At 66.2% G+C, this 25,271-nt stretch carries 17 protein-coding genes and 4 pseudogenes; 17 read left to right on the forward strand and 4 right to left on the reverse strand.

Annotation, left to right across the window (positions count from 1 at the left end; all coding sequences use genetic code 11):
* Positions 1-6 precede the first annotated feature (6 nt).
* Together NMQ03_RS08045 and NMQ03_RS08050 are read left to right on the forward strand one after the other, a co-directional pair.
* Positions 7-828 (forward strand): 1-acyl-sn-glycerol-3-phosphate acyltransferase, encoded by an 822-nt coding sequence (locus NMQ03_RS08045; RefSeq protein ID WP_255175134.1) that lies wholly within the window; start codon positions 7-9, stop codon positions 826-828.
* Between the two features lie 98 nt (positions 829-926).
* A complete protein-coding gene (locus NMQ03_RS08050; RefSeq protein WP_255175135.1) occupies positions 927-2,318 on the forward strand; it encodes a class II 3-deoxy-7-phosphoheptulonate synthase in 1,392 nt (463 codons plus the stop codon).
* 51 nt (positions 2,319-2,369) lie between these two features.
* Here NMQ03_RS08050 and pknB read toward each other — a convergent pair.
* Positions 2,370-4,477: pseudogene (pknB, locus tag NMQ03_RS08055) on the reverse strand (Stk1 family PASTA domain-containing Ser/Thr kinase).
* A 102-nt stretch (positions 4,478-4,579) separates the two neighbouring features.
* Complete coding sequence (locus tag NMQ03_RS08060) at positions 4,580-5,980, reverse strand: lytic transglycosylase domain-containing protein (RefSeq protein ID WP_255175136.1); 1,401 nt, start codon at positions 5,978-5,980, stop codon at positions 4,580-4,582.
* 248 nt (positions 5,981-6,228) lie between these two features.
* Here NMQ03_RS08060 and NMQ03_RS08065 point away from each other — a divergent pair, with 248 nt between their 5' ends.
* Positions 6,229-6,582, forward strand: coding sequence for an Rv2175c family DNA-binding protein (locus NMQ03_RS08065; protein WP_255175137.1), 354 nt, complete (start codon positions 6,229-6,231; stop codon positions 6,580-6,582).
* A 9-nt stretch (positions 6,583-6,591) separates the two neighbouring features.
* Here NMQ03_RS08065 and NMQ03_RS08070 read toward each other — a convergent pair.
* A pseudogene (locus NMQ03_RS08070) lies at positions 6,592-7,681 on the reverse strand (polyprenyl synthetase family protein).
* Positions 7,678-8,202, reverse strand: coding sequence for a hypothetical protein (locus NMQ03_RS08075; protein WP_255175138.1), 525 nt, complete (start codon positions 8,200-8,202; stop codon positions 7,678-7,680). The pseudogene NMQ03_RS08070 and the gene NMQ03_RS08075 overlap by 4 nt, the downstream one beginning before the upstream one ends.
* Before the next feature lie 124 nt (positions 8,203-8,326).
* Here NMQ03_RS08075 and dinB point away from each other — a divergent pair, with 124 nt between their 5' ends.
* The 14 genes and pseudogenes from dinB to NMQ03_RS08145 all read left to right on the forward strand — a co-directional run bounded on the left by dinB (position 8,327) and on the right by NMQ03_RS08145 (position 25,267).
* Positions 8,327-9,559: a DNA polymerase IV gene (gene dinB / locus NMQ03_RS08080; RefSeq protein WP_255175562.1), complete on the forward strand. Its 1,233-nt coding sequence runs from the start codon at positions 8,327-8,329 to the stop codon at positions 9,557-9,559.
* Between the two features lie 252 nt (positions 9,560-9,811).
* Complete coding sequence (locus NMQ03_RS08085; RefSeq protein ID WP_159632249.1) at positions 9,812-10,183, forward strand: DUF3040 domain-containing protein; 372 nt, start codon at positions 9,812-9,814, stop codon at positions 10,181-10,183.
* Positions 10,184-10,546: 363 nt separating this feature from the next.
* The gene (gene mraZ, locus NMQ03_RS08090) at positions 10,547-10,975 is read left to right on the forward strand and encodes a division/cell wall cluster transcriptional repressor MraZ (protein ID WP_018763545.1); all 429 of its coding nucleotides are present in this window, start codon (positions 10,547-10,549) and stop codon (positions 10,973-10,975) included.
* Between the two features lie 167 nt (positions 10,976-11,142).
* The gene (gene rsmH / locus NMQ03_RS08095; protein WP_255175139.1) at positions 11,143-12,135 is read left to right on the forward strand and encodes a 16S rRNA (cytosine(1402)-N(4))-methyltransferase RsmH; all 993 of its coding nucleotides are present in this window, start codon (positions 11,143-11,145) and stop codon (positions 12,133-12,135) included.
* Positions 12,132-12,825 (forward strand): annotated as a pseudogene (locus tag NMQ03_RS08100) (hypothetical protein). Before rsmH ends, NMQ03_RS08100 begins: the two are co-directional and overlap by 4 nt.
* Before the next feature lie 47 nt (positions 12,826-12,872).
* Positions 12,873-14,675 (forward strand): penicillin-binding protein 2, encoded by a 1,803-nt coding sequence (locus NMQ03_RS08105; RefSeq protein WP_255175140.1) that lies wholly within the window; start codon positions 12,873-12,875, stop codon positions 14,673-14,675.
* Positions 14,676-14,771: 96 nt separating this feature from the next.
* On the forward strand, positions 14,772-16,400 hold the full coding sequence (locus NMQ03_RS08110) for a UDP-N-acetylmuramoyl-L-alanyl-D-glutamate--2,6-diaminopimelate ligase (RefSeq protein ID WP_255175141.1): 1,629 nt from the start codon (positions 14,772-14,774) through the stop codon (positions 16,398-16,400).
* 6 nt (positions 16,401-16,406) lie between these two features.
* Complete coding sequence (gene murF, locus NMQ03_RS08115; protein WP_255175142.1) at positions 16,407-17,870, forward strand: UDP-N-acetylmuramoyl-tripeptide--D-alanyl-D-alanine ligase; 1,464 nt, start codon at positions 16,407-16,409, stop codon at positions 17,868-17,870.
* On the forward strand, positions 17,867-18,976 hold the full coding sequence (gene mraY, locus NMQ03_RS08120) for a phospho-N-acetylmuramoyl-pentapeptide-transferase (RefSeq protein ID WP_255175143.1): 1,110 nt from the start codon (positions 17,867-17,869) through the stop codon (positions 18,974-18,976). The genes murF and mraY overlap by 4 nt, the downstream gene beginning before the upstream one ends.
* Positions 18,958-20,535, forward strand: a complete 1,578-nt coding sequence (gene murD / locus NMQ03_RS08125; RefSeq protein WP_255175144.1) for a UDP-N-acetylmuramoyl-L-alanine--D-glutamate ligase — start codon at positions 18,958-18,960, stop codon at positions 20,533-20,535. Before mraY ends, murD begins: the two co-directional genes overlap by 19 nt.
* Positions 20,536-20,537: 2 nt before the next feature.
* Positions 20,538-21,872, forward strand: coding sequence for a putative lipid II flippase FtsW (gene ftsW, locus NMQ03_RS08130; RefSeq protein WP_255175145.1), 1,335 nt, complete (start codon positions 20,538-20,540; stop codon positions 21,870-21,872).
* Between the two features lie 6 nt (positions 21,873-21,878).
* Positions 21,879-22,979 (forward strand): undecaprenyldiphospho-muramoylpentapeptide beta-N-acetylglucosaminyltransferase, encoded by a 1,101-nt coding sequence (gene murG / locus NMQ03_RS08135; RefSeq protein ID WP_255175146.1) that lies wholly within the window; start codon positions 21,879-21,881, stop codon positions 22,977-22,979.
* Positions 22,976-24,348 (forward strand): annotated as a pseudogene (gene murC / locus NMQ03_RS08140) (UDP-N-acetylmuramate--L-alanine ligase). Before murG ends, murC begins: the two are co-directional and overlap by 4 nt.
* Positions 24,341-25,267, forward strand: a complete 927-nt coding sequence (locus NMQ03_RS08145) for a cell division protein FtsQ/DivIB (protein ID WP_255175147.1) — start codon at positions 24,341-24,343, stop codon at positions 25,265-25,267. Before murC ends, NMQ03_RS08145 begins: the two are co-directional and overlap by 8 nt.
* Positions 25,268-25,271: the final 4 nt, after the last annotated feature.

A 25,271-nucleotide genomic window follows, 5' to 3' on the forward strand; every position in this document is an offset into this window, starting at 1 on the left:
CACCACGTGTTCTATTGGGTCATGAAAAGGATCTTCCTCGGTCCGGTGATCAAGCTGCTCTTCAGGCCATGGGTCAAGGGCCTGGACAACATTCCGGCGCAGGGGGCCGCCATCATCGCCTCCAACCATCTGTCGTTCTCCGACTCCATTTTCATGCCGCTCATGGTGCGGCGGCCCGTGGTCTTCCTGGCCAAGTCGGAGTACTTCACGGGAACCGGCATCAAGGGCAGGCTCACGGCCGCGTTCTTCCGCCTCACCAACCAACTGCCCATGGACCGCTCCGGGGGCGCTGCCTCTGCCGCGTCCCTGAACGCAGGGATGGAAGTACTCAACGCCGGCGGACTGCTGGGCATCTACCCGGAGGGCACACGAAGCCCCGACGGACGGTTGTACCGCGGCAAGGTAGGCGTGGCACGACTGGCGCTCCAGGCCGGGGTCCCCGTGATCCCCGTTGCCATGATCGGCACCGACAAGGTCCAGCCCATCGGCAAGCGGCTGCCCAACATCCGCAGGATCGGCATGATCTTCGGCGAACCGCTGGACTTCAGCGAGTACCGGGACCAGGCAGACGACAGGATTGTCCAGCGCAAGGTCACCGACGACATCATGGCCCGGCTGATGCGCCTCTCCGGACAGGAATACGTGGACGAGTACGCGGCCGTGGTGAAGCTTCGGCTTGCCGGGAAGCCGGACGAACCGCAGGCCGCCGCGGAACCCCTTGCCGCCCCGGCACCCTCCGGAGACGGATTCGTCCCGGACTCCGGGGCCGACCCGGCGCCGGCCCACCCCGGTGTGGAGGACGACGCCGGCACAAAGGCCACGGGATAGCAGAACCTTCCGGGGGTCCCACCGCAGTTGTGACGGGGGCAGCGGGCAGCGTGACGGTCCGGTGCCCGGCGCTGCCGCCCTGCCGCTAGTCTTAGAGGGTGACTGAGCTATCTGCAAAACCAGCCTTTTCTCTGTCCAGCACCGCCCAGAGCGGAGCGGCCAACTATCCCGGACTGGACCACTGGCGGGACCTTCCCATCTCCCAGCAGCCCAGCTGGCAGGACCGGGATGTCTTCGAGGCCTCAGTGAAGGAACTGTCGGTCCTGCCGCCGCTGGTGTTTGCAGGCGAAGTGGACGTCCTTCGCGAGCGGCTGGCTGCCGCTGCCCAGGGCAAGGCGTTCCTGCTGCAGGGTGGCGACTGCGCCGAGACCTTCGAGGCTGCCACGGCGGACAAGATCAGTGCCCGTGTCAAAACCATCCTCCAGATGGCCGTGGTGCTCACCTACGGGGCCGCGATGCCGGTCATCAAGATGGGCCGCATGGCGGGCCAGTTCGCCAAGCCGCGCTCCTCCAATGACGAAACACGTGACGGTGTGACCCTGCCCGCCTACCGCGGCGACATCGTCAACGGGTACGACTTCACCCCCGAGTCGCGCGGCCACGACGCCGCGCGCATGCTGCGGGCCTACCACACGTCGGCCTCCACCCTTAACCTCATCCGCGCCTTCACGCAGGGCGGTTTCGCGGACCTGCGCTCCGTGCACCAGTGGAACAAGGGGTTCACCGAGAACCCGGCCCACGCCCGTTACGAATCACTGGCCCGCGACATTGACCGTGCCATCAAGTTCATGGACTCCTGCGGCGCCGACTTCGAAGCCCTTAAGCGGGTGGAGTTCTTCGCAAGCCATGAGGCGCTGCTGCTGGATTACGAACGTGCGCTGACCCGTATCGACTCCCGCACCGGCTTCCCGTACGACACCTCGGCACACTTCCTGTGGATCGGCGAGCGTACCCGGGAACTGGACCATGCCCACGTCGACTTCCTCTCGCGGGTACGCAACCCCATTGGCGTGAAGCTGGGCCCGTCCACCACCGGTGATGACGCACTGCGCCTGATTGACAAGCTCGACCCGGACCGCGAGCCCGGCCGCCTCACCTTCATCACGCGCATGGGCGCCGGCAACATCCGCGAAAAGCTGCTTACCGTCGTCGAGAAGGTCACCGCCTCCGGGGCGCAGGTCCTGTGGGTCACCGACCCCATGCACGGCAACACCGTCACCTCGCCCAACGGGTACAAGACGCGGAACTTCGACGACGTCATCGACGAAGTGCGCGGGTTCTTCGAGGTGCACCACGGACTGGGGACGGTACCGGGCGGCCTGCACGTGGAGATGACGGGCGACGACGTCGCCGAATGCCTGGGCGGCGCCGACCCGATCGACCAGGATGCGTTCCTGGACCGCTACGAGTCTGTCTGCGATCCCCGCCTGAACCACATGCAGTCACTCGAAATGGCCTTCCTGGTGGCCGGCGCGCTCGCCAAGCACTAGGAACGAAGCCACACGGTTCCGGGTGGGCAGGCTCATGCCTGCCCATCTGGACTACACCACCGTGATGGTGACGACGGAGCCTTCCGGGACCTCCCGGTCTACAGGCGACTGGTCCCGCACGGTGCCGAAGAAGCCGCCCAGGATGTTGTTCACCCGGACCTGGAAGCCCAGGGCCTCGAGCGCCTTGCGCGCCTCCGATGCCTGCTTGCCGATGAAGCTGGGGACCGACACCATCTTCGGGCCCTTGGAAATGGTCAGGGTCACCGTGCCGCCCCTGGTCAGCGTCCCGTTGGCCGGGGACTGGCTGACGACCGCGCCCTCTGGAACGTTCCGGTCGAACACCTCGTCGGGGGCTACCTCGGCAGTGAGGCCTGCTGCCTCAACCGCAGCGACGGCGTCGTCCTCGGGCTTTCCCACGACCGACGGAACGGCAATGGGCTGCGGTCCCTTGGACACCGTCAGTCCTACGGGAGTACCGTGCCGGGCAGGGGTACCGGCAGCGGGATCCTGGGACAGGACGGTACCGGCGGCTGCTTCCTCATCGAATTTCTCGGTGACCGTCCCCAGCGCCATCTCCGCCGCGTTCAGGTCGCTCTTTGCTGCGTCCAGACTCCTGCCGGTGAGTGGTGGCAACGGGAAGAGCTGCGGCCCCTTTGACACCAGCAATGAGACGGGCTGGAACTTCCGGATTTCTGTCCCCGCGGCGGGCTCGCTGCCCACTACGAGTCCGGTGGGCACGTCGTCGTCGAAGACGTCGCTCGTAGTGGAGCGGAAGCCCACCCCGTTGAGCAGTTGCTGGGCCTGTGCCACTGTCTTGTTGGCCACTGCAGGCACGGCAGCGGCGGCACCGGGACCCATGCCGAAGAACCAGCCCGCGCCCGTCGCCAGCAGGGCCGCGAGGATGAGGACCACCACCCATATGAAGCCGCGTCGGCGCGGATTTCCCTCCCGCAGGGTACGCACCGGAGTGGCGGCGGCCAGCGCGCGGAGCTTCTCGCTTTCCCGGTCCGCTTTCCGCTGCGCCCGCTTGCCCAGCCGCGGCGGCGGGGGAGACCAACCGCTGTCCGCATCGTCGTCGTCGGGCAGCGTAAGTCCGGGCCGCTGATGGTAGGCCACGTGCTCCGTTGGGGCTCCGCCTGCCGGATTGTCCTGCGGCACCGGGTAGTGGGCTTTCGGGTATTGCCCCGGCGGGTAGGCCGGTGCCGTTGGCCGGGAAGGAGGCATCAGCGTCGTCGGATTGCTGGCGCGGCCCAGGACCTCGGTCTGGTGCTGGGCCGCAGCGGCCGCTGCTGCCGCGGCTGCAGGTCCAGCTCCGCATCGGTGAGGTTGGTCCGGATGTGGCGCAGCTCCTGGAGCAGCGCGTTGCCGTCCACCGGCCGGTTCTCGGGATCGTTGGCTGTGCACCACTGCACCAGTTCATCCACTTCGCCGGCCAGCCGGGGGACCAGGTCCGACGGCGGCCCGACCACCCCGTTGACGTGCTGGTAGGCCACCTGGATGGGTACTTCGCCCTCGAACGGCTGCCGCCCGGTCAGCATTTCATACAGCATGATGCCCACCGAGTAGACGTCGCTGCGCGCATCCGCCGGCTTGCCGAGGACCAGCTCCGGCGAGATGTAGGCCACGGTCCCGATCAGGGCGCCGGTGCTGGTTGAGCTGGTCACGGCACGGGCGAGGCCAAAGTCGCCGATCTTGATCCGGCCGTCGTCGGCGATCAGGACGTTTTCCGGCTTCACGTCGCGGTGGATGAAACCGGCTGCGTGTGCCGCCCCCAGCCCCTCCACCACTGGATCAATCAGTGCCAGCGCCAGCCGGGGTGGCAGGGCACCACGGTCCCGGAGGACGTCCCTGAGCGTGTGGCCCTTGATGTATTCCATGACGAGGTAGGCGGTGTTGCCGTCGTTGCCCTGGTCCAAAACACCCACCACGTGCGGATGGGACAGGCGGGCGGCGGCCTTGGCCTCACGGCCCAGCCTCCCCAGGAAGTTTTCATCGGCTGCGAGGTGGGGATGCAGCACCTTGAGGGCCACCTCACGGTCCAGTCTTTGGTCCACGGCCAGGTAGACGGTGGACATCCCGCCACGGGCGATCCTGGAAGTGACGGCATAGCGGTTGTCCACCAGCGTCCCTACAACTGGGTCTGACACGTGTTCCTGCACCTTACGATCCTAATCCCGCAGCAAAACGCGTCTGAAATGAAAACGGGTCCGAACCGGTAACGGTTCGGACCCGCAAACAAGAAATTGGCCAGCGGCCGGAGCTCAGCTGAAGTTCTTCTGGTGCGCCTTGATGGCCGCCAGGTACGCCTTGGTGTCGTCGTACATACCGTACTTGCTCACCGAGTACTGGCCCTGGTAGTAACCGGCGATGGCGGTGTCCTGGTCCTTGCTGGTGGCCAGCAGCTGCCGGATGATGGCCACCCCGGCCGTGGCGTTGTCGTACGGGTCCAGCAGGTTCAGCTTCCGTCCAACCAGGTCCGAGGCCCACTGCCCGGAGCTCGGAATGACCTGCATGGTGCCGATCGCGTTGGCGGGCGACACGGCTCGCTGGTTGAAGCCGGATTCCTGGAAGGCGAAAGCCAAAGCCAGGGAGGGGTCCACCCCCATGCGGCGTGCCGTGTCCGCAACGATGTTCTTCATTTCGTCCCGCGAGGGAACGGGCGAGGCATTCAGCAGGGCCTTGTTTTCATTGGCGGAGCTGACAACAGCGGCCGGGTAGCTGAACCCCAGGAAGGAACTGGGCACCAGGGGAGCGGCTGCAGGCTGGGGTGCTGCTGCGGGCTGTGCTGCCTGGCCGGAGGCGCCGGGAATCACCAGCTTGCTGCCCGGGTAGATGACCGTGGTCATACCCAGCTTGTTCGCGGCGAGCAGGTCCGACAGCTTGACGCCGTGGCGGGACGCGATGGCGGAGAGCGTGTCGCCGGCCTTGATGGTGTACGAGCCCGTTGCCGGTGCCGCGGTGTTTGCCAGGGGTGCAGGTGCAGGTGCAGGTGCGGCGGGAGCAGGGGCTGCGGGGGCGGGTGCGGAATCGCCGCCGCCCACTTTGACCTTCTGTCCCGGGTAGATGATGGAGCGCATGGAGAGGTTGTTCCAGGCGAAGACGTCCGAGAGGGACACGTTGTGCCTGGCAGCGATGGCACCAAGGGTGTCGCCGGGCTTTACCGTGTAGGTCGCGCCGCCCGCGGGCGCCGGGGCTGCGGGAGCCGGAGCTGCGGGAGCAGCGGCGGGTGCAGGAGCCGCAGGCTCCGCGGAACCGGACAGCTTGAGCTTCTGGCCCGGGTAGATGATCGTGTTGGCCTGCAGGTTGTTCAGCTTCAGGATGTCCCCGGTGTTCAGGCCGAACCGGCCGTCGATCCCGCTGACGGTATCACCACGGACGATCGTGTACTCCGCGGGTGCTGCCGGCTGTGCGGGCTGGAAGGCTGCGGGAATGGTGGTGGAGACGACCGCAGCGGGGATTACGGTGCCTGCCGCTTTCGCTGCAGCCTGGGCCTTCATTGCTGCTGCAAGGCTGCTGGGAATGTTCCGGACGGGCTGCTGGGCGGCCGCCGGCTGGGCGAGGGCCAAAGATGACAATACGACCGCTGGCAGCGCCGCAGTGGTGGCGGCAATCATCGGCAGACTCGGCTTGGGGGGCTGCTTGGGCGAGCGGGACATCGTCATCGGAAAGAATCCTCTTCTCAACTGCGGGTGCGGACGCGGACGGGGATGCCGCTGTCAATCTTGATACTACTGTGGCTCAAGTTATTAGTGTTACAACTGTGATGTGTGTGAATCTCTCATGAATTTGCGGATAGCACAAGAATTTCGGGAATTCGGTAATGGCTTCTTTTTGGGAGTGTCCGCAGGCCAGGGGTGGAATGAAATGCGCCGACTAGGCGCCGGGGTGGGCGGCGTGGCAACCTTGATCCGTGAGTAATGTAGAAAACTTGGTGGGCCAGTGGTTGCCGCTGCCCGACGTCGCCCGTTTGTTGGATGTTTCAATCACCAAGGTGCACAGCCTTATTGACGAGCGTTCCCTGGCGGCTTTGCGCGTGGGGGACCGGAAAATCCGCTCGGTACCCGCGGAGTTCATTCAGGACGGCCAGGTAGTGGACAGCCTAAAGGGAACCATCGTGGTGCTGGCGGACGCCGACTATTCAGACGAGGACCTTATTGTGTGGCTGTTTACCGAAGACGAGTCACTGCGTGGCCGCCCCATCGACGCCCTGCGTGAGGGCCGCAAGACGGAAATCAGGCGCAGGGCCCAGACCCTGGCCTGGTAACAGCCCGCTTCAGGAGGCTCGGCTGACCGTCGCTTCGGCCAGCCTCCGGAGGGCGGTTTTGGGTAACTCTTCCAGTTCAAGCCCGTCAAGGGCATCGAAGGCTGCCGAGCCGAATTCATTGATGAGGACTTCGGTGGCCTGGAGCGCTCCTGAGTCCTCGATGATCCGCCGGATCTCCAGGATGTCAGCGTCTGAAAGATCCGGGCTGCCCAGGCTGGCATCGATGAATGCCGACTCTTCCGGCGACGCCTGGTCCAGGGCGAGTGCCACCAAAACTGTCCGCTTTCCTTCGCGCAGGTCGTCGTGGCTTCCCGGTGGTCAGCGGATCACCAAAGACGCCCAGGACGTCATCGCGGAGCTGGAACGCTTCGCCCAGCGGAAGGGCAAATGCCGAGTAACCCCGGAGCAATTCATTGGTGGCTCCGGCCAAGGCCCCGCCCAGGGCCAGGGGGTGTTCGGTGGAGTACTTGGCACTCTTGAACCGGATGATCGACTGAGCCCTGCCGACGGCGCCGGCCCGGTCCCGGACGGGGCCCGCTACTTCTTCCAGGATGTCAAGGTACTGGCCAGCCATGACCTCTGCCCGCATGAGGTTGAAGATGAGCCTGGCCCGGCTGCCCGACGCAGCCCGTTCGCCGATGTCAGTGAACGCCTCTTCGCTGAAGGAGAGGCAAAGGTCGCCCGCAAGGATGGCAGCGGCCTGGCCAAACCGTTCGCTGTCCAGTGCCCAGCCCTGCGCGGTGTGGAGCTGGCTGAAGCGGCGGTGCACGCTGGGACCGCCCCGCCGCGTATCCGAACGGTCGATGATGTCATCGTGGATCAGGGCGGCCGCCTGGAACAGTTCAAGTGCGGCACCGGCCGTGACGACCTGGCTGGCCCCTGCCTCGCCGCCTGCGCCCCGCCAGCCCCAGTAGCACATCAGCGCACGGAGGCGCTTGCCGCCGGTGACCAAATTGGAGATCGACCCCATGATGGGTTCGATGTCAGGGGAGATGCCGGACATGACGGACTGGCGCGCCGTCAGGAAGCCTGTGAGCTCACCGGCCACCCCTGCTACAAAGTCGGCCTGTTCATTCCTCAACTGCTCCGCGGCGGTCACTTTACCGACTCAGCAGCCACGTTGGCACCGATGGTGAAAGTGGAGACGCCGGCAGCCTCAACGACGGAGAGATTAACAGTCTCGTTGTCACCGCGGACGAAATCTTTAGAGGCCACCCCGCCTACGTTGTCGCCGGGAACGGCCTTGAAACCCTGGCCCTCCAGGGCCTTGCTGTAGAAGTCGATGACGGAGGCGGTGGGGGCTTTGACGGTTCCCACGAGTGCCGCTGTGGAAGGCGAAGACGCCTTGTCGAAGCTGCTTGACACCACCGTGGCACCGGTCATCAGCGGGAGGAGCTGCTGCGGAAAGCCTTCCACTACGGCGCCAACGGTTGCCGAGGTATTGGGCGACGCCGAGGGGCTCGGCGAGGCTGTCAGGGAGGACTGAGTGGCGGCAACGGAAGCGGACTGGGATGGCTCGGCTTGTCCGGACGGTGTCTGGCTGCAGGCAGCCAGGACCAGCGCTCCAGCGGCGGCAAGCGCGGCCAGGCCAGCCGGCTTGAAGTATCCAATAGCCGTCACGAAGACTTTCCTCCTGGTGTTGTGGGCGGAACCAGCCTCCAGTTTAGCCAGCCTGCGGTGCTCTCCCGACAAACCAGGACAGCCCGCACAAACCGATAGGATGGCAGCCGTGGGGCCCGCAGGTATGAACCAGGCATCCGCCGCGCGCCTTCCGGGCCGGCGGCGCACGTGCATCATGCACGTAGACATGGACGCTTTCTTTGTCTCCGTGGAGTTGCGCACGCGCCCCGAACTTCGCGGCAAGCCCGTCATCGTCGGCTTCCCGGGGGAGCGTTCCGTGGTTCTCTCGGGGTCCTACGAGGCCCGGGCGTTTGGCGTCAAATCCGCAATGCCCATGGCCGTGGCCATGCGGATGTGTCCGCAGGCAGTAGTGATCGAACCCCGGCACAAGCTCTACTACGAGGTGTCCGGGCAGCTGATGGCCATCTTTGAATCCATCACGGGACTCGTGGAGCCGCTCAGTGTGGATGAAGCCTTCCTGGACGTTACAGGAGCCCTGCGGCGGCTGGGGCCGCCCAGGGGAATTGGCGAGCTGATCCGGCGCCGGGTCGCAGCGGAACTCGGCATCACCGCATCGGTAGGGATTGCCGAGACCAAGTTCGTTGCCAAGATCGCGTCCACCCGGTGCAAGCCCGACGGCCTGCTGCTCATTGGACCGGACCAGACCGTGCCTTATCTGCACAGTTTGCCCGTGGGTGCGCTCTGGGGTGTGGGCGCCAAGACCAAAGAGGTCCTGGCAAAGATGGGAATCAGCACCGTGGCGGACGTCGCCGCAACCCCGGTGTCGTCGCTGAAGAAGGTCCTGGGCGCGACGGGGGAGCACGTTCACCAGCTCGCCTGGGGCATCGATCCCCGTCCGGTCACGCCGGTGCGGCTGGAAAAGAGCATCGGAGCGGAAGAGACCTTTGCCACGGATACCGACGACGACGCCCTCCTCCGGCGGGAACTGCTGCGGCTTTCGCACCGGACCGCGGGCCGTCTGCGGAGTTCCGGGATGGTGGCCCGGACCGTGGCACTGAAGCTGCGGTTCGCCGACTTTTCCACGATTACCCGCAGCAGAACCGTCCAGACACCGGTGGACAGCGCCCAATTGATCTATGCGGTGGCACTCCAGCTCCTGGAGTCGGTCGGTACCAGGGCCATGGCCGTCCGGCTGGTGGGGGTCAGGGCCGAGCAGCTTGAGGAAGCGGCCCGGACCTCGCTCCAGCTGAGCATTGACCGCAGGGATGACAACTGGCGCGCGGCCGAGCAGGCACTGGACGAGGTAGCGCGCAAATTCGGCAACAAATCGGTCCTTCCTGCCCGCCTGATGGAGCCGGAAAACCGGCCGGGGGACAGCACGCAACGGCCCGCCTGACGGGGTCCGCCGAAGTCATTGCCGTCTTTCAGATCAGCCCTCAACAATCTATCCTTAGAGGTACATAGTTTCGAGTGAATGGACTTACTGCCGGACCCTCTTGGACATGCTTCCGCTCCCGCGACTGCATGCTGGGTTTCCGTTTTGGCAATGGCTGGCCAAGCGGGAACTTTCCAGCAGCAGCACGCGTTCATCCGAGTAGAAGTTATGGCTGGGATCAGCCCGGACGTTGGCCTACAAAAGGAGGTCGTGATGCCGCTGTCGGAGCACGAACAGAAGCTGCTTGAGCAGCTTGAAAAGCAGCTTCACGAGGACGACCCGAAATTTGCGAACTCTATGGGTTCGGACCCGGGGCGTTCATGGTCCACCAGGCATGTGGTCATTGGGGTTCTCGGCGCGCTGGCCGGCGTCTTCCTGCTTCTGGTCGGGGTCACCCTCCAGAACATCTTTGTGGGAGTGCTGGGCTTCGTGGTCATGGGCGGCGGCGTTTACTTCGCCACCATGCGCAGCTCCCGTGGCAAAGCCGGGTCCAAGGCCGGCGGGGGAAAGCCCGGCAAGCAAAGGAGTTCGTTTATGAGCAGCCTTGAAGAGCGGTGGGACGAGCGCCGCAGGGGTGAACCCTAGGCACCACGGAAGCCCGGCCGCCATCCGGCTCCAGGCTCCTCCATTTCGCTCCCCCCGCAACAGGGGGCCGCAGGAAAAGACCCGCTCCGGCGGGTCTTTTCGTATTTAATCGGCAATTTGCCGCAAATTCCGGGCTCCCTTCGGCCGAGGGAATTCAGGCGACGGGCGCGGGTGCGAAATTTCCTCCACTTCCCACCACGGCATCCAATCCGCGGCATTTCAAGGGACTTTTCCCATATTTGGGCCCCGCGCCGGGCCGTTTTGCGTTGACTGTGGTGGAAAGTGGAGTAATGTGGAGGACATAAGAGGGTGGTTGCAACATAGGGGATGTGCAGTTCCTGACGGCGGACAGGCGGTGGGCCAGTGTTTCTGGGCACTCACTCGCCGCGTCTGGACGAAAAGGGACGGATCATTCTCCCCGCTAAGTTCCGCGAGGAGCTTGCCAGCGGCCTGGTGCTCACAAGGGGCCAGGAGCGTTGCATCTACGTCTTCAGCGAGAAGGAATTTGCGCGGGTCCACGAGCAGATGCGGGAGGCTCCAATCTCCTCCAAGCAGGCACGTGACTACATCCGCGTCTTTCTCTCTGGAGCCTCTGACGAGGTACCTGACAAGCAGGGGCGCGTGACCATTCCACCGGCGCTCCGGGAGTATGCAGGACTCGGAAGGGAACTTGCCGTCATCGGCGCCGGAACCCGCGCCGAGATCTGGGACGCCCAGGCTTGGAATGAATACCTCGCGGAGAAGGAGACGGCCTTTTCCGAAACCGACGATCCCATTCCGGGCATTCTCTGAATTCCGGAACGGGGTGGCAGGGGTTTCTTGGATGAGATCTCCAGCCGGCCCATCGGCTGCCAACCTGGCTCACCTTCCCCGGAGCCAGGCGGGCGGAACGGTAGGCGCGGATGGAGATCTGATCCCAGAAGCATCAAGGGGACAACGACGGCGGGAAAGGACCAGGCATGACCGATCAACCCAAGCCCACGTCCGAACGCCATGTGCCGGTCCTTCGCGACCGGTGCATCAATTTGTTGGCACCGGGATTCGAAGCGGCAAGGCTGCGTGGCGAGACCCCCGTTGCCGTCGACACCACCCTGGGCATGGGCGGACACTCCGAGGCCATGCTGCAGAGGTTTCCCGACCTCCACCTCATCGGCATCGACCGGGACGAGGAAGCGCTGGCCCTCGCTGGGGAACGGCTTGCTCCGTTCGCCGCCCGGACTGACCTGGTACACGCCGTGTACGACGAGATCCAGGACGTCCTGGCAGACCTCGGTGTGGCCGAAGCCCACGGAATCCTCATGGACCTGGGCGTCTCGTCGCTGCAGCTGGACGAGCGTGAACGCGGATTCGCCTACTCTTTCGACGCGCCGCTGGACATGCGCATGGATACCAGCCGGGGCCAAACCGCCGCGGACGTAGTCAATACGTACAGCGAAGAGGACCTTGTCCGGATCATCCGCAAGTGGGGAGAGGAAAAGTTCGCCGGGCGGATCGCCAACAGGATCGTCACAGCGCGGGCGGCCAAGCCCTTCACCACCACAGGCGAACTGGTGGAGCAGATCCGTTCCGTGGTTCCGGCGTCCGCTGCGAAGTCCGGTGGACATCCCGCCAAACGGACCTTCCAGGCTTTGCGGATCGAGGTCAATGAAGAGCTCGACGTCCTGGAACGGGCAGTTCCCGCCGCCGTCGATTCACTGGCCCTCGGCGGCCGCATCGTGGTCATGTCCTACCACTCACTGGAGGACAAGATCGTCAAAGGTGTTTTCCAGTCCCGCTCCAAGTCTTCGGCTCCCCTTGGTTTCCCGGTGGAGCTGGAAGAGCACAAGCCCGAACTCAAGACCCTGACCAAAGGCACTGAGGTGCCCACCGCCGTCGAAATCGCTGAAAACCCGCGCGCCGCCTCCGCCAGGCTCCGCGCGGCAGAACGAATCAGAGCCAGGAGAGCTGCATGAGCACCGCCGCCGTCAAGGACTTTCCCGTTGTTTCCGGCAGCTCGGCGCCCGATACCAGGCCTGCAGGTAAACCTGGCGGGGGACAAAAAGCGCGCACACCGCTCTCCGTGGTCCGCTCCGCCCCGCGGAAGCGGCGTGCCCCTTTCGTTGTGCTGTGCTTTGCGATACTCGCAGTGGCGCTGGTTGCGGTGCTGGTCCTGAACATCTCGGTGTCCACCGCGCAGTACCAGCTGGTGGAGCTGCGTGCCAAGCAGAGCTCGCTGACCAAGGCAAACCAGGACCTCACCCAGCAGGTGCAGAGCTACGAGGCCCCGCAGAACCTCGCGGCCAAGGCCACCGAGCTGGGCATGGTGGCATCGACCGTAAAGGGCCAGATCGACCTGTCAACTCTGTCAGTAACAGGAAAGGCCACCCCCGCCGTCAAGGGCGCGGCAACAGGAGCAGTCATCCCGTCGCCTGCCGTGGCAGGGCAGCTGATCGTGCCGCCGGCGAAGAGCGCGGATGCCAAGGGGGCAACCAGTGACAAGGCCGCCGGGCCGGCCGCCGACAACGCGGCTCCCTCCGCCGATGCCGCCCAGGCAGCCGCAGCCCAGGCGGCTGCAGCAGCGCAGGCCGCAGCAGCTGCGGCGAACCCCCGAACTTCACGGCGGCTCCGTCCCGGCGCCGCAGCAAAAGGTCCCCGGACAGTAGGCGGCAGGCAGGTAAGGCAGCAGCGTCGAGCAGCAAGGAAATACACGGTGGCGAAGACGACCGGCACGGCAGGAAAAAGCAAGGTACCCAACGCCACGAAGCGCTTGCGGCTGGGGCTGGGCATCATGCTCACACTCCTGCTCGTGGTGGGTGGGAAGCTGTTCCTGGTCCAGGGGCTGGACGTCGGCGGCATGGCGGAAGCGGCACTGAACAGCCGGATGACGTCGGCCATCCTGCCGGCGGAGCGGGGCAGCATTCTGGACTCGCGCGGCACTGTCCTGGCCAACAGTGTGATCCGCTACAACATCGTGGTTGACCAGCGCGTCAACACTAAAACCGACTCCTACAAGCGGCTGGAGCAAACCGACGGCCACGAAAAGCTGGTGGACGTCAGCCGCGACCAGGCAATCTCCGAACTCGCCTCGGCCCTCGGCATGGACACCAACGCCGTCAGGGACGCTGTCACCGGGCAGCAGCCGTATTACATCGTGGCCAAGGACGTGAAGCCCGATGTTGAGGACCGCATCTCCAAGCTCCAGGTTCCGGGCATCGTGGCCGAAGGCGTCAGCAAGCGCGTCTACCCGAACGGTGCGGTCGCAGGGGGAGTGGTGGGATTCCTCCAGGACGGGACCACCGGGCAGGCCGGCATTGAGCAGACACAGGACGACAAGCTGAAGGGAACGGACGGCAAGCGCCTGTTCGAGATCGGCGCGGACGGGCTCCGCATTCCCGTGGGCCTTGACGAGCTGACCCCGCCCCAGAACGGCAAGGACGTCAAACTCACCCTCAACTCTGACCTGCAGTACTTTGCCCAGCAGGCCATCCAGAGCCAGGCGGACAAACTGAGCGCCGAATGGGGCGTCATCATCGTCATGGACGCCAAGACCGGCAACCTGCTTGCCCTGGCCGACACCAACTCCCCGGATCCCAACAACCCCGGGCTGGTGGCAGCGAAGGACCGCGGCGTCCGCTCCGTGACCGCAGCGTATGAGCCCGGCTCAGTGGAGAAGATGATGACGGCCGCGGCTGTGATCGATGAAGGCCTTGCCAAGCCACTGGATACCTTCACCATTCCGCCCACCTACACCGTGGACGGCCAGACGTTCAGCGACGCGTTTACGCACGGCACCGAGGAACGGACGCTGGCGGGAATCATCGGTTACTCCATGAACACCGGAACCGTGATGGCCGTCCAGCGGCTGAGCAAGGAACAGCGTTACGACTGGTTGAAGAAGTTCGGCATTGGCGAGGCACCGGACATCGGACTTCCAGCAACGGCATCCGGCATCCTCTCGCCCCCGGACCAGTGGGACGGGCGCCAGCAGTACACCGTCCTGTTCGGGCAGGGCGTTTCGCAGTCCACGCTCCAGACGGTCCGGGCATACCAAAGCATCGCGAACAACGGCGTCATGCTGCAGCCACGGCTGATCGACTCGTACATCTCGCCCGACGGGACTGAGGAAAAGGTCCCGGCGCAGCCGTCCCGGCAGGTCGTCTCGGACAGCACGGCCCAGCAGGTCCAGGACATCCTGGAAAGCGCCGTCACCGAGGGCGAAATCAAGGATGCGGGCATCGACGGCTACCGGGTGGGAGCCAAGACGGGTACGTCCGAATCGCCCTGCGACGACGGCAAGTCCGGCTACTGCGGCTACACCGCCTCCATCGTGGGAATGGCGCCGATGGATGATCCGCGGTTTATTGTGGAGGTGGTGCTCCAGCGGCCGAAGGGCAGCATCTACGGCATCACCAACGGACCGGTGTTCCGCTCCGTTATGAGCCAGACGCTGCGGACCTACAACGTCCAGCCTTCAACCGGCGCGCCGGACAGGATGCCCCAGTACGCCAAATAGCGGCTGTTCCAGGCCGGAAGTACCAGCAGCATCCAGCGCATCACAGTGCCCGGGCCGAACCATGCCGGGCACGCACTAGCACCATCGGAGATTCCCTTGTCAGAGTTCACCACGCCCGGCAGCGATACTGCCCGGGATGAAAGCGCAGGCCGCTTCCGGCCTGAAGCCGTTGCGCCCGTCCCGCTGGCCGCCGTCGGGCAGGCCCTTGGCGTAGCGGTGCCCGCGCCTGCTGCTGACGTGGAAATCACAGGCATATCCCTCAACTCCCGCACCGTGGAGGCCGGCGACCTGTATGTGGCTTTGCCGGGCGCCAGCAGGCACGGCGCTGACTTTGCCAGGGACGCCATCGGCGCCGGGGCGGCGGCCGTTCTGACGGACGACGCCGGTGCACGCCTGCTTGCCCTGTCCGCGGACACGCCGGTGCCCGTGCTCGTCGTCGCGAAGCCGCGCAACGAGGTGGGACCCCTCTCTTCCATGATCTACCGCAGCCAGTCAGCTGACGGCCGCCCGCTGCAGCTTTTCGGTGTCACGGGTACCAACGGGAAGACCACCACCACCTACTTCATCACCTCACTGCTGCGTGCCCTGGGCCGGCAGACCGGGCTGATCGGGACCATTGAGATCCTGGTAAGCGGGAAGGCGATTCCCAGCCTCCTCACCACCCCGGAATCACCCGAGGTCCACGGCCTCATCGCCCTCATGCACGAACGAGGGCTCGACGCCGCGGCCATGGAAGTGTCCTCGCATGCCATCTCCTACCAGCGGGTGGACGGACTTGTCTTCGACGTGGCCGGGTTCACCAACCTGACCCAGGACCACCTGGACCTGCACAACACCATGGAGGAGTACTTCGCCACCAAGGCAGAGCTTTTCACTCCAGGGCGTGCCCGGCGGGCAGTAGTAACGGTCGACGACGAGTGGGGGGCGGCTGGTAGCAGCGCCCAGGTGCCGGTCACCACGCTCAGCACCAGTGGCTCGGGCCCGGCGGACTGGACCGTTACCTCGGCCTCGCCGCGTGGCCTCGGGACCAGCTTCACCCTCACGGGTCCGGACGGCGCCGTCCTGGACGTCCACACCGGACTGCCCGGCAGCTTCAACGTTGCGAACGCTGCCCTGGCCGTGCTCATGGTGCTGGCGTCCGGCGTCGGACTCTCTGACCTGCAGGCGGCCCTGGACAATGCCGACCCGTTCACCGTCGCCGTGCCCGGGCGCATGCAGCTGATCTCCGACCGGCCTGCTGCCGTGGTGGACTTTGCGCACAACACCGACGCCCTGGCCAGGGCCTTGGAAGCTGTCAGGTCCCCGGAACCGGACTCGCGCCTGATCGTCGTTTTCGGCGCCACAGGGCAGCGGGACCAGGGCAAACGCCCCGCAATGGGCGCCATCGCGGCCCGGCTCGCAGACACCGTGATCATTACCGACGACGACCCGCACGACGAGGACGCGGCAGCGATCCGCGCCGATGTGCTGGCCGGGGCACGTGTTGCCCTGGAGACGGAGTCCCTGGGCGCCGACGTGCTGGAAGTCTTCCCGCGGGAGGAGGCCATCCGGCATGCCGTGGCCCTTGCACGCCCCCAGGACAGCATTCTCGTCGCGGGCCGCGGCCACGAGGTATGGCAGGAAGTGAAGGGCGTTAACCTCGCCCTGGACGACAGGGTTGAACTGCGCACCGCCTTGACAGCCAGGGGATTCAACGTTCTCCAAGACGACCGGATAGAGTCCTAGACCGAGATGATTGCATTTACTGCGGCGGAAATCGCCGAAATCACCAGCGGGCGCCTGGACGCCGATCCCGGAATTACGCCCCTCTCGGTGGTGACGGATTCACGCGAAGCCATCCAGGGTTCGCTTTACGTCGCGAAGCCGGGCGAGCACGCCGACGGCCACGACTTCATTGACGCAGCTTTCGCTGCCGGTGCGGTCCTGGCACTTGTCGAGCGCCCAGTGCCCGGCCCCGACGGCACCGCCTACCCCTCCATCGTGGTTCCCGACGCCGTCCTGGCGATGGGAGCCCTCGCCGCCGAAGCCGTCCGCCGCATCCGTGCCGCCCGTGCAGAAGCCGGCAGCCAGCTGACGGTGGTGGGCATCACCGGTTCCGCCGGCAAGACCACCACCAAGGACCTGCTGGCCGGAATCCTGGCAACGCAGGGCAACACCGTGGCGCCCCAGGGCTCCTACAACGGCGAGGTGGGCGTCCCGCTCACGGTCTTCCGGGCGGGCACCGATACCCGCTACCTGGTCATTGAAATGGGAGCCACCGGCATTGGCCACATCCGCTACCTCGCGGAGATGGTCAAGCCGGACATCGGAGTTGTCCTGGCAGTGGGCACCGCACACGCCGGCGAGTTCGGGGGAGTCGGGAACATCGCGCTGGCCAAGGGCGAAATGGTTGAAGGCCTTACCGCCCAGGGAACGGCCATCATCAACCTCGACGACGAACGCGTCGCGGCCATGCGCAGCCGCACCCAGGCCACGGTCCTCGGTTTTTCCGCGGAAGGCCGCCAGGACGCCCAGGTGCAGGCCCTGAATGCCGACACCAACGCCGGGGGCAGCCCCGAATTCGATCTCCAACTTCCCGACGGCGCCGCTCCCCGCCACGTGAGCAGCAGGCTCATCGGAGTCCATCACATGGGAAACCTCCTGGCAGCCGCCGCGGCGGCCTGGGCTGCAGGCGTGCCCGGAGACCACATCGCGGAGTCACTGAGCATCCAGGCAGCCGCCAGCCGCTGGCGCATGGAGCGTACCGAGCGGCACGACGGCGTCACCATCATCAACGATGCCTACAACGCCAACCCCGAATCAATGCGGGCCGCCCTTCGCACCCTGGCCGACCTTGGCCGGGGACGTCGCACCTGGGCGGTGCTGGGGGCCATGCTGGAACTCGGCGAGGACTCCATCCGTGAGCACACTGCCGTCGGCACCCAGGTTGTCCGCCTCAACATCTCACGGCTGCTGGTCGTGGGCCGGGAAGCGAGGGCCCTCTACGTCTCCGCCGTGCAGGAGGGATCCTGGGGCGATGAATGCCTCTTCGCGGAGACGCTTGATGAGGCCTACGACGTCCTGGACGCAGAACTCGAGCCGGGCGACCTGGTGCTGTTCAAGTCCTCCAACAGCGTAGGACTTCGCCATTTGGGCGATCGGATAGCATTACCCCCAGCCCCCACCCCTGCCGACGAAAGGAGCACTCTGCTGTGATTGCTCTATTGATCGGCGCAGGCCTGGCCCTGCTCTTTGCCCTGGTGGGCACCCCGCTGTTCATCCGCCTGCTGGTGCACCGCGGCTACGGCCAGTTCATCCGTGACGACGGCCCCACATCCCACCACACCAAGCGCGGGACGCCCACCATGGGCGGCACCGTAGTGGTGGCCGCAGTACTGCTGAGTTACGGACTCACCCACCTCATCATGCTGATGATGAACCCGGACTCACCCGGCCCCTCGGCTTCAGCCCTCATCCTGCTGTTCCTCATGGTGGGCATGGGCCTGGTGGGATTCCTGGACGACTTCATCAAGATCTCCCGGCAGCGGAGCCTGGGCCTGAACGCCAAAGCCAAGCTCATCCTCCAGGCGGCCGTCGGCATCGTCTTCGCCATCCTGGCATTGAACTTCCCCAACAGCGCCGGGCTGACGCCTGCGTCAACAAAGATTTCCCTGGTCCGCGACCTGCCCTGGCTGGACCTCGCCTTTGGCGGCACCGTCCTCGGCGCGGTCCTGTTCGTCATCTGGTCCAACCTGATCGTCACCGCCGCCACCAACGGCGTGAACCTGACCGACGGACTGGACGGCCTTGCCGCCGGAGCCGCCATCATGGTCTTCGGCGCCTACACCCTCATGGGCATCTGGCAGAGCAACCAGGCCTGCGGTTCCCCCCGGCAAGCGGGCAGCGGCTGCTACTCCGTCCGGGATCCGCTGGACCTGGCACTCCTGGCGGCCATCCTCAGCGCCGCCCTGGTGGGCTTCCTTTGGTGGAACACCTCGCCGGCGAAGATCTTCATGGGCGACACCGGGTCGTTGGCCATTGGCGGAGCCGTGGCCGGATTCGCCATCCTGTCCCGCACTGAACTGCTGCTGGGCATCGTGGGCGGCCTCTTCGTGCTCATCACGCTGTCCGTCATCATCCAGGTGGGCTACTTCAAGGCAACCGGCGGCAAACGTGTGTTCAAAATGGCGCCGCTGCAGCACCACTTTGAATTGAAGGGCTGGGCCGAGGTGACCGTCGTTGTCCGGTTCTGGATCCTTGGCGGACTCTTCGTCGCCGTTGGACTGGGCATCTTCTACGCTGAATGGGTTGTACTGCTGTGACCGTTTCCCCCCGCCTGGCAAACCTTGTCTCCTGGGACTCCGACTGGGCCGGCCTGCGCGTAGCCGTGACTGGCATCGGCGTCTCCGGGTTCGCAGCCGCGGACACCCTGATCGAGCTCGGTGCCCGCGTGGTGGTGGTGGATGCTGCCACCAGCGACACCGCGCGCGCACACGCCGATACCCTGAAAATCGTCGGCGCCGCCGATGTGCTGCTGGGCCCCGACGCGGTGACCCACCTCCCGCGGATCGACGGCGAACTGCCCGATCTGATCGTGACCTCGCCGGGCTGGCGTCCGGACCAGGCACTGCTGGCCGCAGCGGCAAGGGCACACATCCCGGTGTGGGGCGACGTCGAACTCGCCTGGCGCGTGCGGATCAGGGAAGGCCGTAAGACTGCCGACTGGCTGGCGATCACCGGGACCAACGGGAAGACCACGACGGTGGGACTCACGGAATCGATGCTGCGGGCCGCAGGACTCAAAGCCATTGCTGTGGGCAACGTGGGCACCCCCATCCTTGATGCCCTTCGGGATCCCGTGGAATACGACGTCTTCGCGGTGGAACTTTCCAGCTTCCAGCTGCACTGGGCGGAATCGGTGTCGCCTGTTGCCAGCGTTTGCCTCAACGTGGCCGAAGACCATGTCGACTGGCACGGCTCCTATGATTCCTACCTGGCCGACAAGGCGAAGGTCTACGAGCGCACCCAAAAAGCCTGCATCTACAACGCCGAGCAGGTGGAAACCGAACGCATGGTGGAAAACGCCGACGTGGTGGAGGGCTGCCGCGCCGTTGCCTTCACCACACTGACGCCGACCGTCAGCATGCTCGGAGTGGTGGAAGGGCTGCTGGTGGACCGGGCGTTCATCGAAGAACGCAGGAACAGCGCAGCCGAACTCGCCTCCATGGCCGACCTTGGACCGCTGGCCCCACGCCACATGGTGGCCAACGCCCTTGCCGCCGCCGGCCTGGTGCGCGCCTACGGCGTGGAGCCCAAGGCTGTGCGCCAGGGCATCCTGGACTACGTGCCCGGCGACCACCGGATCCAGCCTGTGGCCCGCATGAACGGGGTCCTATGGGTCAACGACTCCAAAGCCACCAATCCCCACGCCGCGGCGGCATCCCTGTCGGCCTTCAGCAACGTGGTCTGGATTGCCGGCGGGCTCTCAAAAGGCGTGAGCTATGACGACCTGGTGCGGGACCACGCAGCGCGGCTCAAGGCCGTGGTCCTGATCGGAACAGACACGTCCCACCTCCGGGAAGCCCTCCAGCGACACGCGCCCGATGTCCCGGTGATCGAACCGGGGGCAGGTGACACTGAAGGAGTGGAGACTGCTTCGGCGCCCGGCGGCACCACTGCCGGTACCCCCGGCAATGGAGAACAGGTGATGTCCTGGGCCGTTGCGTCTGCGGCCCGGCTCGCCAAATCCGGCGATACCGTGCTCATGGCTCCGGCAGCTGCTTCCATGGATCAGTTCTCTTCCTACGCTCACCGTGGTGGTACTTTCATCGACGCTGTCCGCGAGCTGGTGGAAGGGCAGGCCCAGACCGGCGAGGAGTAACAATGGTCAGCACGCCCACCCGGCAGCAGGGTGTTAAGCCGACGGGTGGCAAACCCCGTCCCGGCTCAACCGCCATCCGGCGGCCCGCCGCAGCCGGGGCAAAGCTGCGCACCTTGTACCGCCGGTTCTGGTCCGCGCTGGAGGGCACGGGCAAGTCCCGGAACGGCTCCACCTACTACCTCATCCTTGGTGCCACCCTGGCCCTGACCGCCATCGGCATCATGATGGTCCTCTCGGCCTCAAGCGTTGAATCAATCGCCGCCGGCAAGTCCCCTTACGGCGACGCGCTCAAGCAGGGAGTCTTCGCCGCGATCGGCATCTTCACCATGTTCGTGCTCTCACGCATCAACGTTGTCTGGCTGAAGCGCCTCGCATGGCCCGCCGTGGGGGTGGCCGTCCTGCTCCTGGGCCTGGTCCAGGTGGTGGGCACCGAGATCAACGGCAACCGGAACTGGATCGACCTTGGCGGCATCACGTTCCAGCCTTCCGAGGCAGCCAAACTGGCCCTTGCCCTCTGGCTGGCCACCGTGCTGGCCCGGAAGGGCAAGCTGCTGGGCAAGTGGCAGCACGTGCTGGTACCCGCCATACCCATGGCAGCCATCGTCATCGTCCTGATCCTGGTGGGCAACGACCTGGGGACCGCCATGATCATCATGATGATCATGGCGGCGGCCCTGTTCTTCGCCGGCGTTCCGCTCTACCTGTTCGGCATCGCGGGCATCATCGCCGCCGCCGGCACCGCAGTCATGGCCGTCACCAGTTCAAACCGCATGTGCCGCATCACCTCCTGGTGGACCGGCCAGTCCTGCGCGGACGGGATTGACGCCAACTACCAGGCCACCAACGGCATGTATGGCCTGGCATCCGGAGGCTGGCTGGGCGTGGGCCTGGGGCAGAGCCGGCAAAAGTACAGCTGGATTCCCGAAGCCCACAACGACTTCATCTTCGCCATCATCGGGGAGGAACTCGGCCTGGTGGGCACCGTCGTCGTCCTGGTCCTCTTCGCCATCCTCGGCGCGGCCATTTACCGCGTGGTGGTGGCACAGGAGGACATGTTCCACCGGGTCCTCGCCGTCACCATCATGGTCTGGCTGCTGGGCCAGGCCACCGTGAACATGTCCGTGGTCACCGGCCTCATGCCCGTCATCGGTGTTCCGCTGCCGTTCATCTCCTACGGCGGTTCGGCCCTGCTGATGTCGCTGTGTGCGGTGGGGGTGGTCCTCTCCCTGGCCCGGGAGCAGATGGCTCCTGCCATTCGCCCCAAGCGGATGCTGAAGTTCAAGCTCCGGCCGGGGCGGGACAAGAACCAACCAAAGAATTCCAGAAAGCGTGCCTAACCCCAGATGACTCCGACACAACCTTCCATCGTCCTGGCCGGTGGCGGAACAGCCGGCCATATCAGCCCGTTGCTCGCCATCGCGGCGGCCCTGCGCAGCGCAGCCCCCGATGCTTCAATCCTGGCGGTCGGAACGCCGTCGGGAATGGAAACCCGGCTGGTTCCCGCCGCCGGCGTCCAGCTGGCGACGATCGACCGGGTGCCGTTTCCCCGCAGGCCATCCGCGGACCTGCTTCGCCTGCCGGCCCGGCTCGCCGGTGCCGTCCGGCAGGCCGGCGCCATCCTGGACCGGGCGCAGGCCGACGTGCTGGTGGGCGTAGGCGGATACGTCTGCACGCCCATGTACCTGGCGGCGCGGAAGCGCGGCATACCCCTGGTGATCCATGAGGCGAACGCCCGGCCGGGACTGGCCAACCGGGTGGGGGCCTTCCTCAAAGGCCGGGTTGCCGTGGCTTTCGAGGGCACCCCGCTGCGCAATGCGGTGCACGTCGGCATGCCCATGCGCAAGGAGATTTCCGGCCTGGACCGGAAGACTGCCCGCACCGCCGCCCGCGAGGCCCTTGGACTGGATCCCCACCGGCCCACCCTGATCGTCACCGGCGGGTCCTCCGGCGCACAGAGCATCAACCGGACCATCGCAGCCTCCGTGGCCCTTCTTGCGGAGGCCGGTATCCAGACCCTCCACGTCACCGGCCGCGGAAAAACCGTCCTGGACCAGACCGGACAGCCTCTTGCCGCTGAGGGTTACCGGCAGGTGGAGTACGTCGACGGCATGGAACGTGCCTACGCCGCGGCCGACCTCCTGCTGGCCCGGTCCGGGGCTGCCACGGTCTGTGAAGTCGCTGCCGTCGGAGTTCCGGCGGTCCTGGTGCCCCTGCCCATCGGCAACGGGGAGCAGGCACTGAACGCAGCGGGGCTGGTTGCCGCAGGTGGCGCAGTACTGGTGGCCGACCGCGACTTCACCCCGGAATGGGTTGCGCACGAACTGGTTCCGCTGATCACCGATAAAGCACGGCTTGCCGCCATGGAAGAGAAGTCCTACCGGCTCGGCATCCGAAACGCCGACCAGCGCATGGCTGGTCTTGTCCTGGAAGCGGTATCTGCATGAACGCCCACAACACACCCAGCCTGGAATCCCTTGGCAAGGTGCACTTCATCGGCATTGGGGGAGTAGGAATGTCCGCCGTGGCCCGCATCATGGTGGCGCGCGGCGTCCCGGTCAGCGGCTCCGACGCCAAGGACCTGCCCGTGATGGCGGACCTCGCCGCGGCCGGTGCGCGCATCGCCGTCGGTTACGCCGCCGGCAACCTGGCGGACGCGCAGACGGTGGTGGCCGGTTCGGCAATCCGTGAAGACAATCCCGAACTGGCGGCAGCCCGCAAGGCGGGCCTGCCCGTCCTGCACCGGTCCCAGGCGCTGGCAGCCACCATGGGTGGTGACACCGTGGTCACGGTGGCCGGAACGCACGGCAAGTCGACCACCACGTCCATGGTCACCGTGCTGCTGCAGGCAGCGGGCCTGGACCCGTCGTTTGCGGTCGGCGCCAACATCCCCGCGCTTGGCGTCAACGCCGCGCACGGCACGTCCGGCATTTTCGTGGCCGAGGCCGACGAATCTGACGGGTCCTTCCTGAACTACCGGCCCCGCATCGCCGTCGTCACCAACGTGGAGCCCGACCACCTTGACTACTACGGCACGGCCGAAGCCGTGTACGAGTCCTTCGACCGCTTCACGGCGCTGCTGCCGGTGGACGGCCTCCTGGTGGCCTGCGCGGACGACGCCGGGGCGCTGGCGCTGGCGGACCGCACCAGGGCCAGGGGCAACACCCGGGTGGTCCTGTACGGCACCAGCGAGGTTGCGGACGTCCGGCTGCACGACGACGGCCCGGGCCACGTCGCGGTGTCGGCACACGGCGCCAGGTACGGGCTGTCACTGCAGGTCCCCGGACGCCACAACGCACTGAACGCGGCCGCCGCCTTCGCTGTCGCCCTTGAACTCGGAGTGGACCGGCGGCGCCGCCGCCGCCTGGCCCACTTCGCGGCGCCTCGCGACGTTTCGAACTGAAAGGGTCGGTACGGGGCGTCCGGGTCTTTGATGACTACGCCCACCACCCCACGGAGGTCCGTGCCGCCCTCACTGCCGCGCGTTCGGTGGCAGGCGGCCACAAGGTCCACGTCCTGTTCCAGCCGCACCTGTTTTCCCGCACCCGGGAGTTTGCGGTCCAGTTCGCAGACGCCCTCAACCTTGCCGATACCGCGCTGGTCCTGGACATCTATCCCGCCAGGGAGGATCCCATTCCGGGCGTCACCAGCCAGCTCATTGCCGACCACCTCACAGCGGGCGGAAGGCTGGCAGGCGGGGCGGACGCCGTCGAAACCCTGGCAAAGGCCGCCGCGGACGGGGACGTCGTCCTCACCGTCGGCGCCGGTGATGTCACGGCCTACGGCCCGCGGATTGTGGAGGCGCTGCGTGCCTAGCTCCCGCCGTCCCACCTACGCCCCGCCCCGGCGGAATGGCCGCCCCGGCGCAGCGCCCGCGGACAGCGCGGAGAAAGAGCCCCGATCATCCGGGACGCCGGGCGCCTCCACGGGTGGCGATGTAATCACGGCATCCCGCAGCATCCCGGACCAGGCGCCGGCGCTCAAGGCGGCGAAGGCGGAGAAACCTTCCGGGGCAACGGTGCTGGCGTTCCCCGAGCCCAAAGGCCGGCGCCGCAGGAAGAAAGTCCTGGCAGCTGCCGGAACAGTGCTTGCGCTGGTGGTGGGGCTGCTGGCAGCCGCCATCTATTCGCCGGTCCTGGCCCTGCAGACCATCTCGGTTACGGGCACCCACTTCGTCACGCCCGCCCAGGTGCAGACGGTGCTGGAGCCACTCCGCGGCAAGCCGCTGCCCCAGATCAGCGACGACGACGTACGCGGGCTCCTCGGCTCCCTGGTCCAGGTCAAATCCGTGTCCGTCGAGGCACGGCCGCCGTCCACCCTCGCCGTTGCCGTGCATGAGCGGGTGCCTGTGGCGCTCGTCAAGCAGGGGGAGCAGTACCAGCTGGTGGACGTCGACGGCGTGCAGCTGGCCACCACCGACGATCCGGCGACGGCATCACTGCCGGTCATCGACGGCGGTGCCGGTGCGATCGGGCAGGACCTGTTCCGCGCCACTGCCGCAGTGCTGGGTGCCCTGCCGGCCGACGTCCTGGCGAAGCTCTCCAACGCGTCCGCACAGTCCGTGGATGCCGTGGAACTCAAGCTCGTCGACGGCCAGACCATCGTGTGGGGCAACGCCTCGGAGAAGGAACTCAAGGCCAAGGTCCTGGCCGCCCTCCTCAAGGCTCCGGCCGACCCCAAGAACCCGGTCAGGGTCTACGATGTCAGTGTGCCCCGGCACCCCGTGACGCGCTGAGCGC

Origin of the sequence: Arthrobacter sp. DNA4, from assembly GCF_024362385.1 — a bacterium.
In the GTDB taxonomy this organism is placed as follows: Bacteria; Actinomycetota; Actinomycetes; order Actinomycetales; family Micrococcaceae; genus Arthrobacter.

Bases quoted from the DNA above. Each gene is read 5' to 3' on its own strand.
- NMQ03_RS08060 (WP_255175136.1), bottom strand. From the start codon at position 5,980: ATGACGATGTCCCGCTCGCCCAAGCAGCCCCCCAAGCCGAGTCTGCCG.
- dinB (WP_255175562.1), top strand. From the start codon at position 8,327: ATGAACCAGGCATCCGCCGCGCGCCTTCCGGGCCGGCGGCGCACGTGC.
- NMQ03_RS08085 (WP_159632249.1), top strand. From the start codon at position 9,812: ATGCCGCTGTCGGAGCACGAACAGAAGCTGCTTGAGCAGCTTGAAAAG.
- rsmH (WP_255175139.1), top strand. From the start codon at position 11,143: ATGACCGATCAACCCAAGCCCACGTCCGAACGCCATGTGCCGGTCCTT.
- murF (WP_255175142.1), top strand. From the start codon at position 16,407: ATGATTGCATTTACTGCGGCGGAAATCGCCGAAATCACCAGCGGGCGC.
- murD (WP_255175144.1), top strand. From the start codon at position 18,958: ATGGGTTGTACTGCTGTGACCGTTTCCCCCCGCCTGGCAAACCTTGTC.
- ftsW (WP_255175145.1), top strand. From the start codon at position 20,538: ATGGTCAGCACGCCCACCCGGCAGCAGGGTGTTAAGCCGACGGGTGGC.
- murG (WP_255175146.1), top strand. From the start codon at position 21,879: ATGACTCCGACACAACCTTCCATCGTCCTGGCCGGTGGCGGAACAGCC.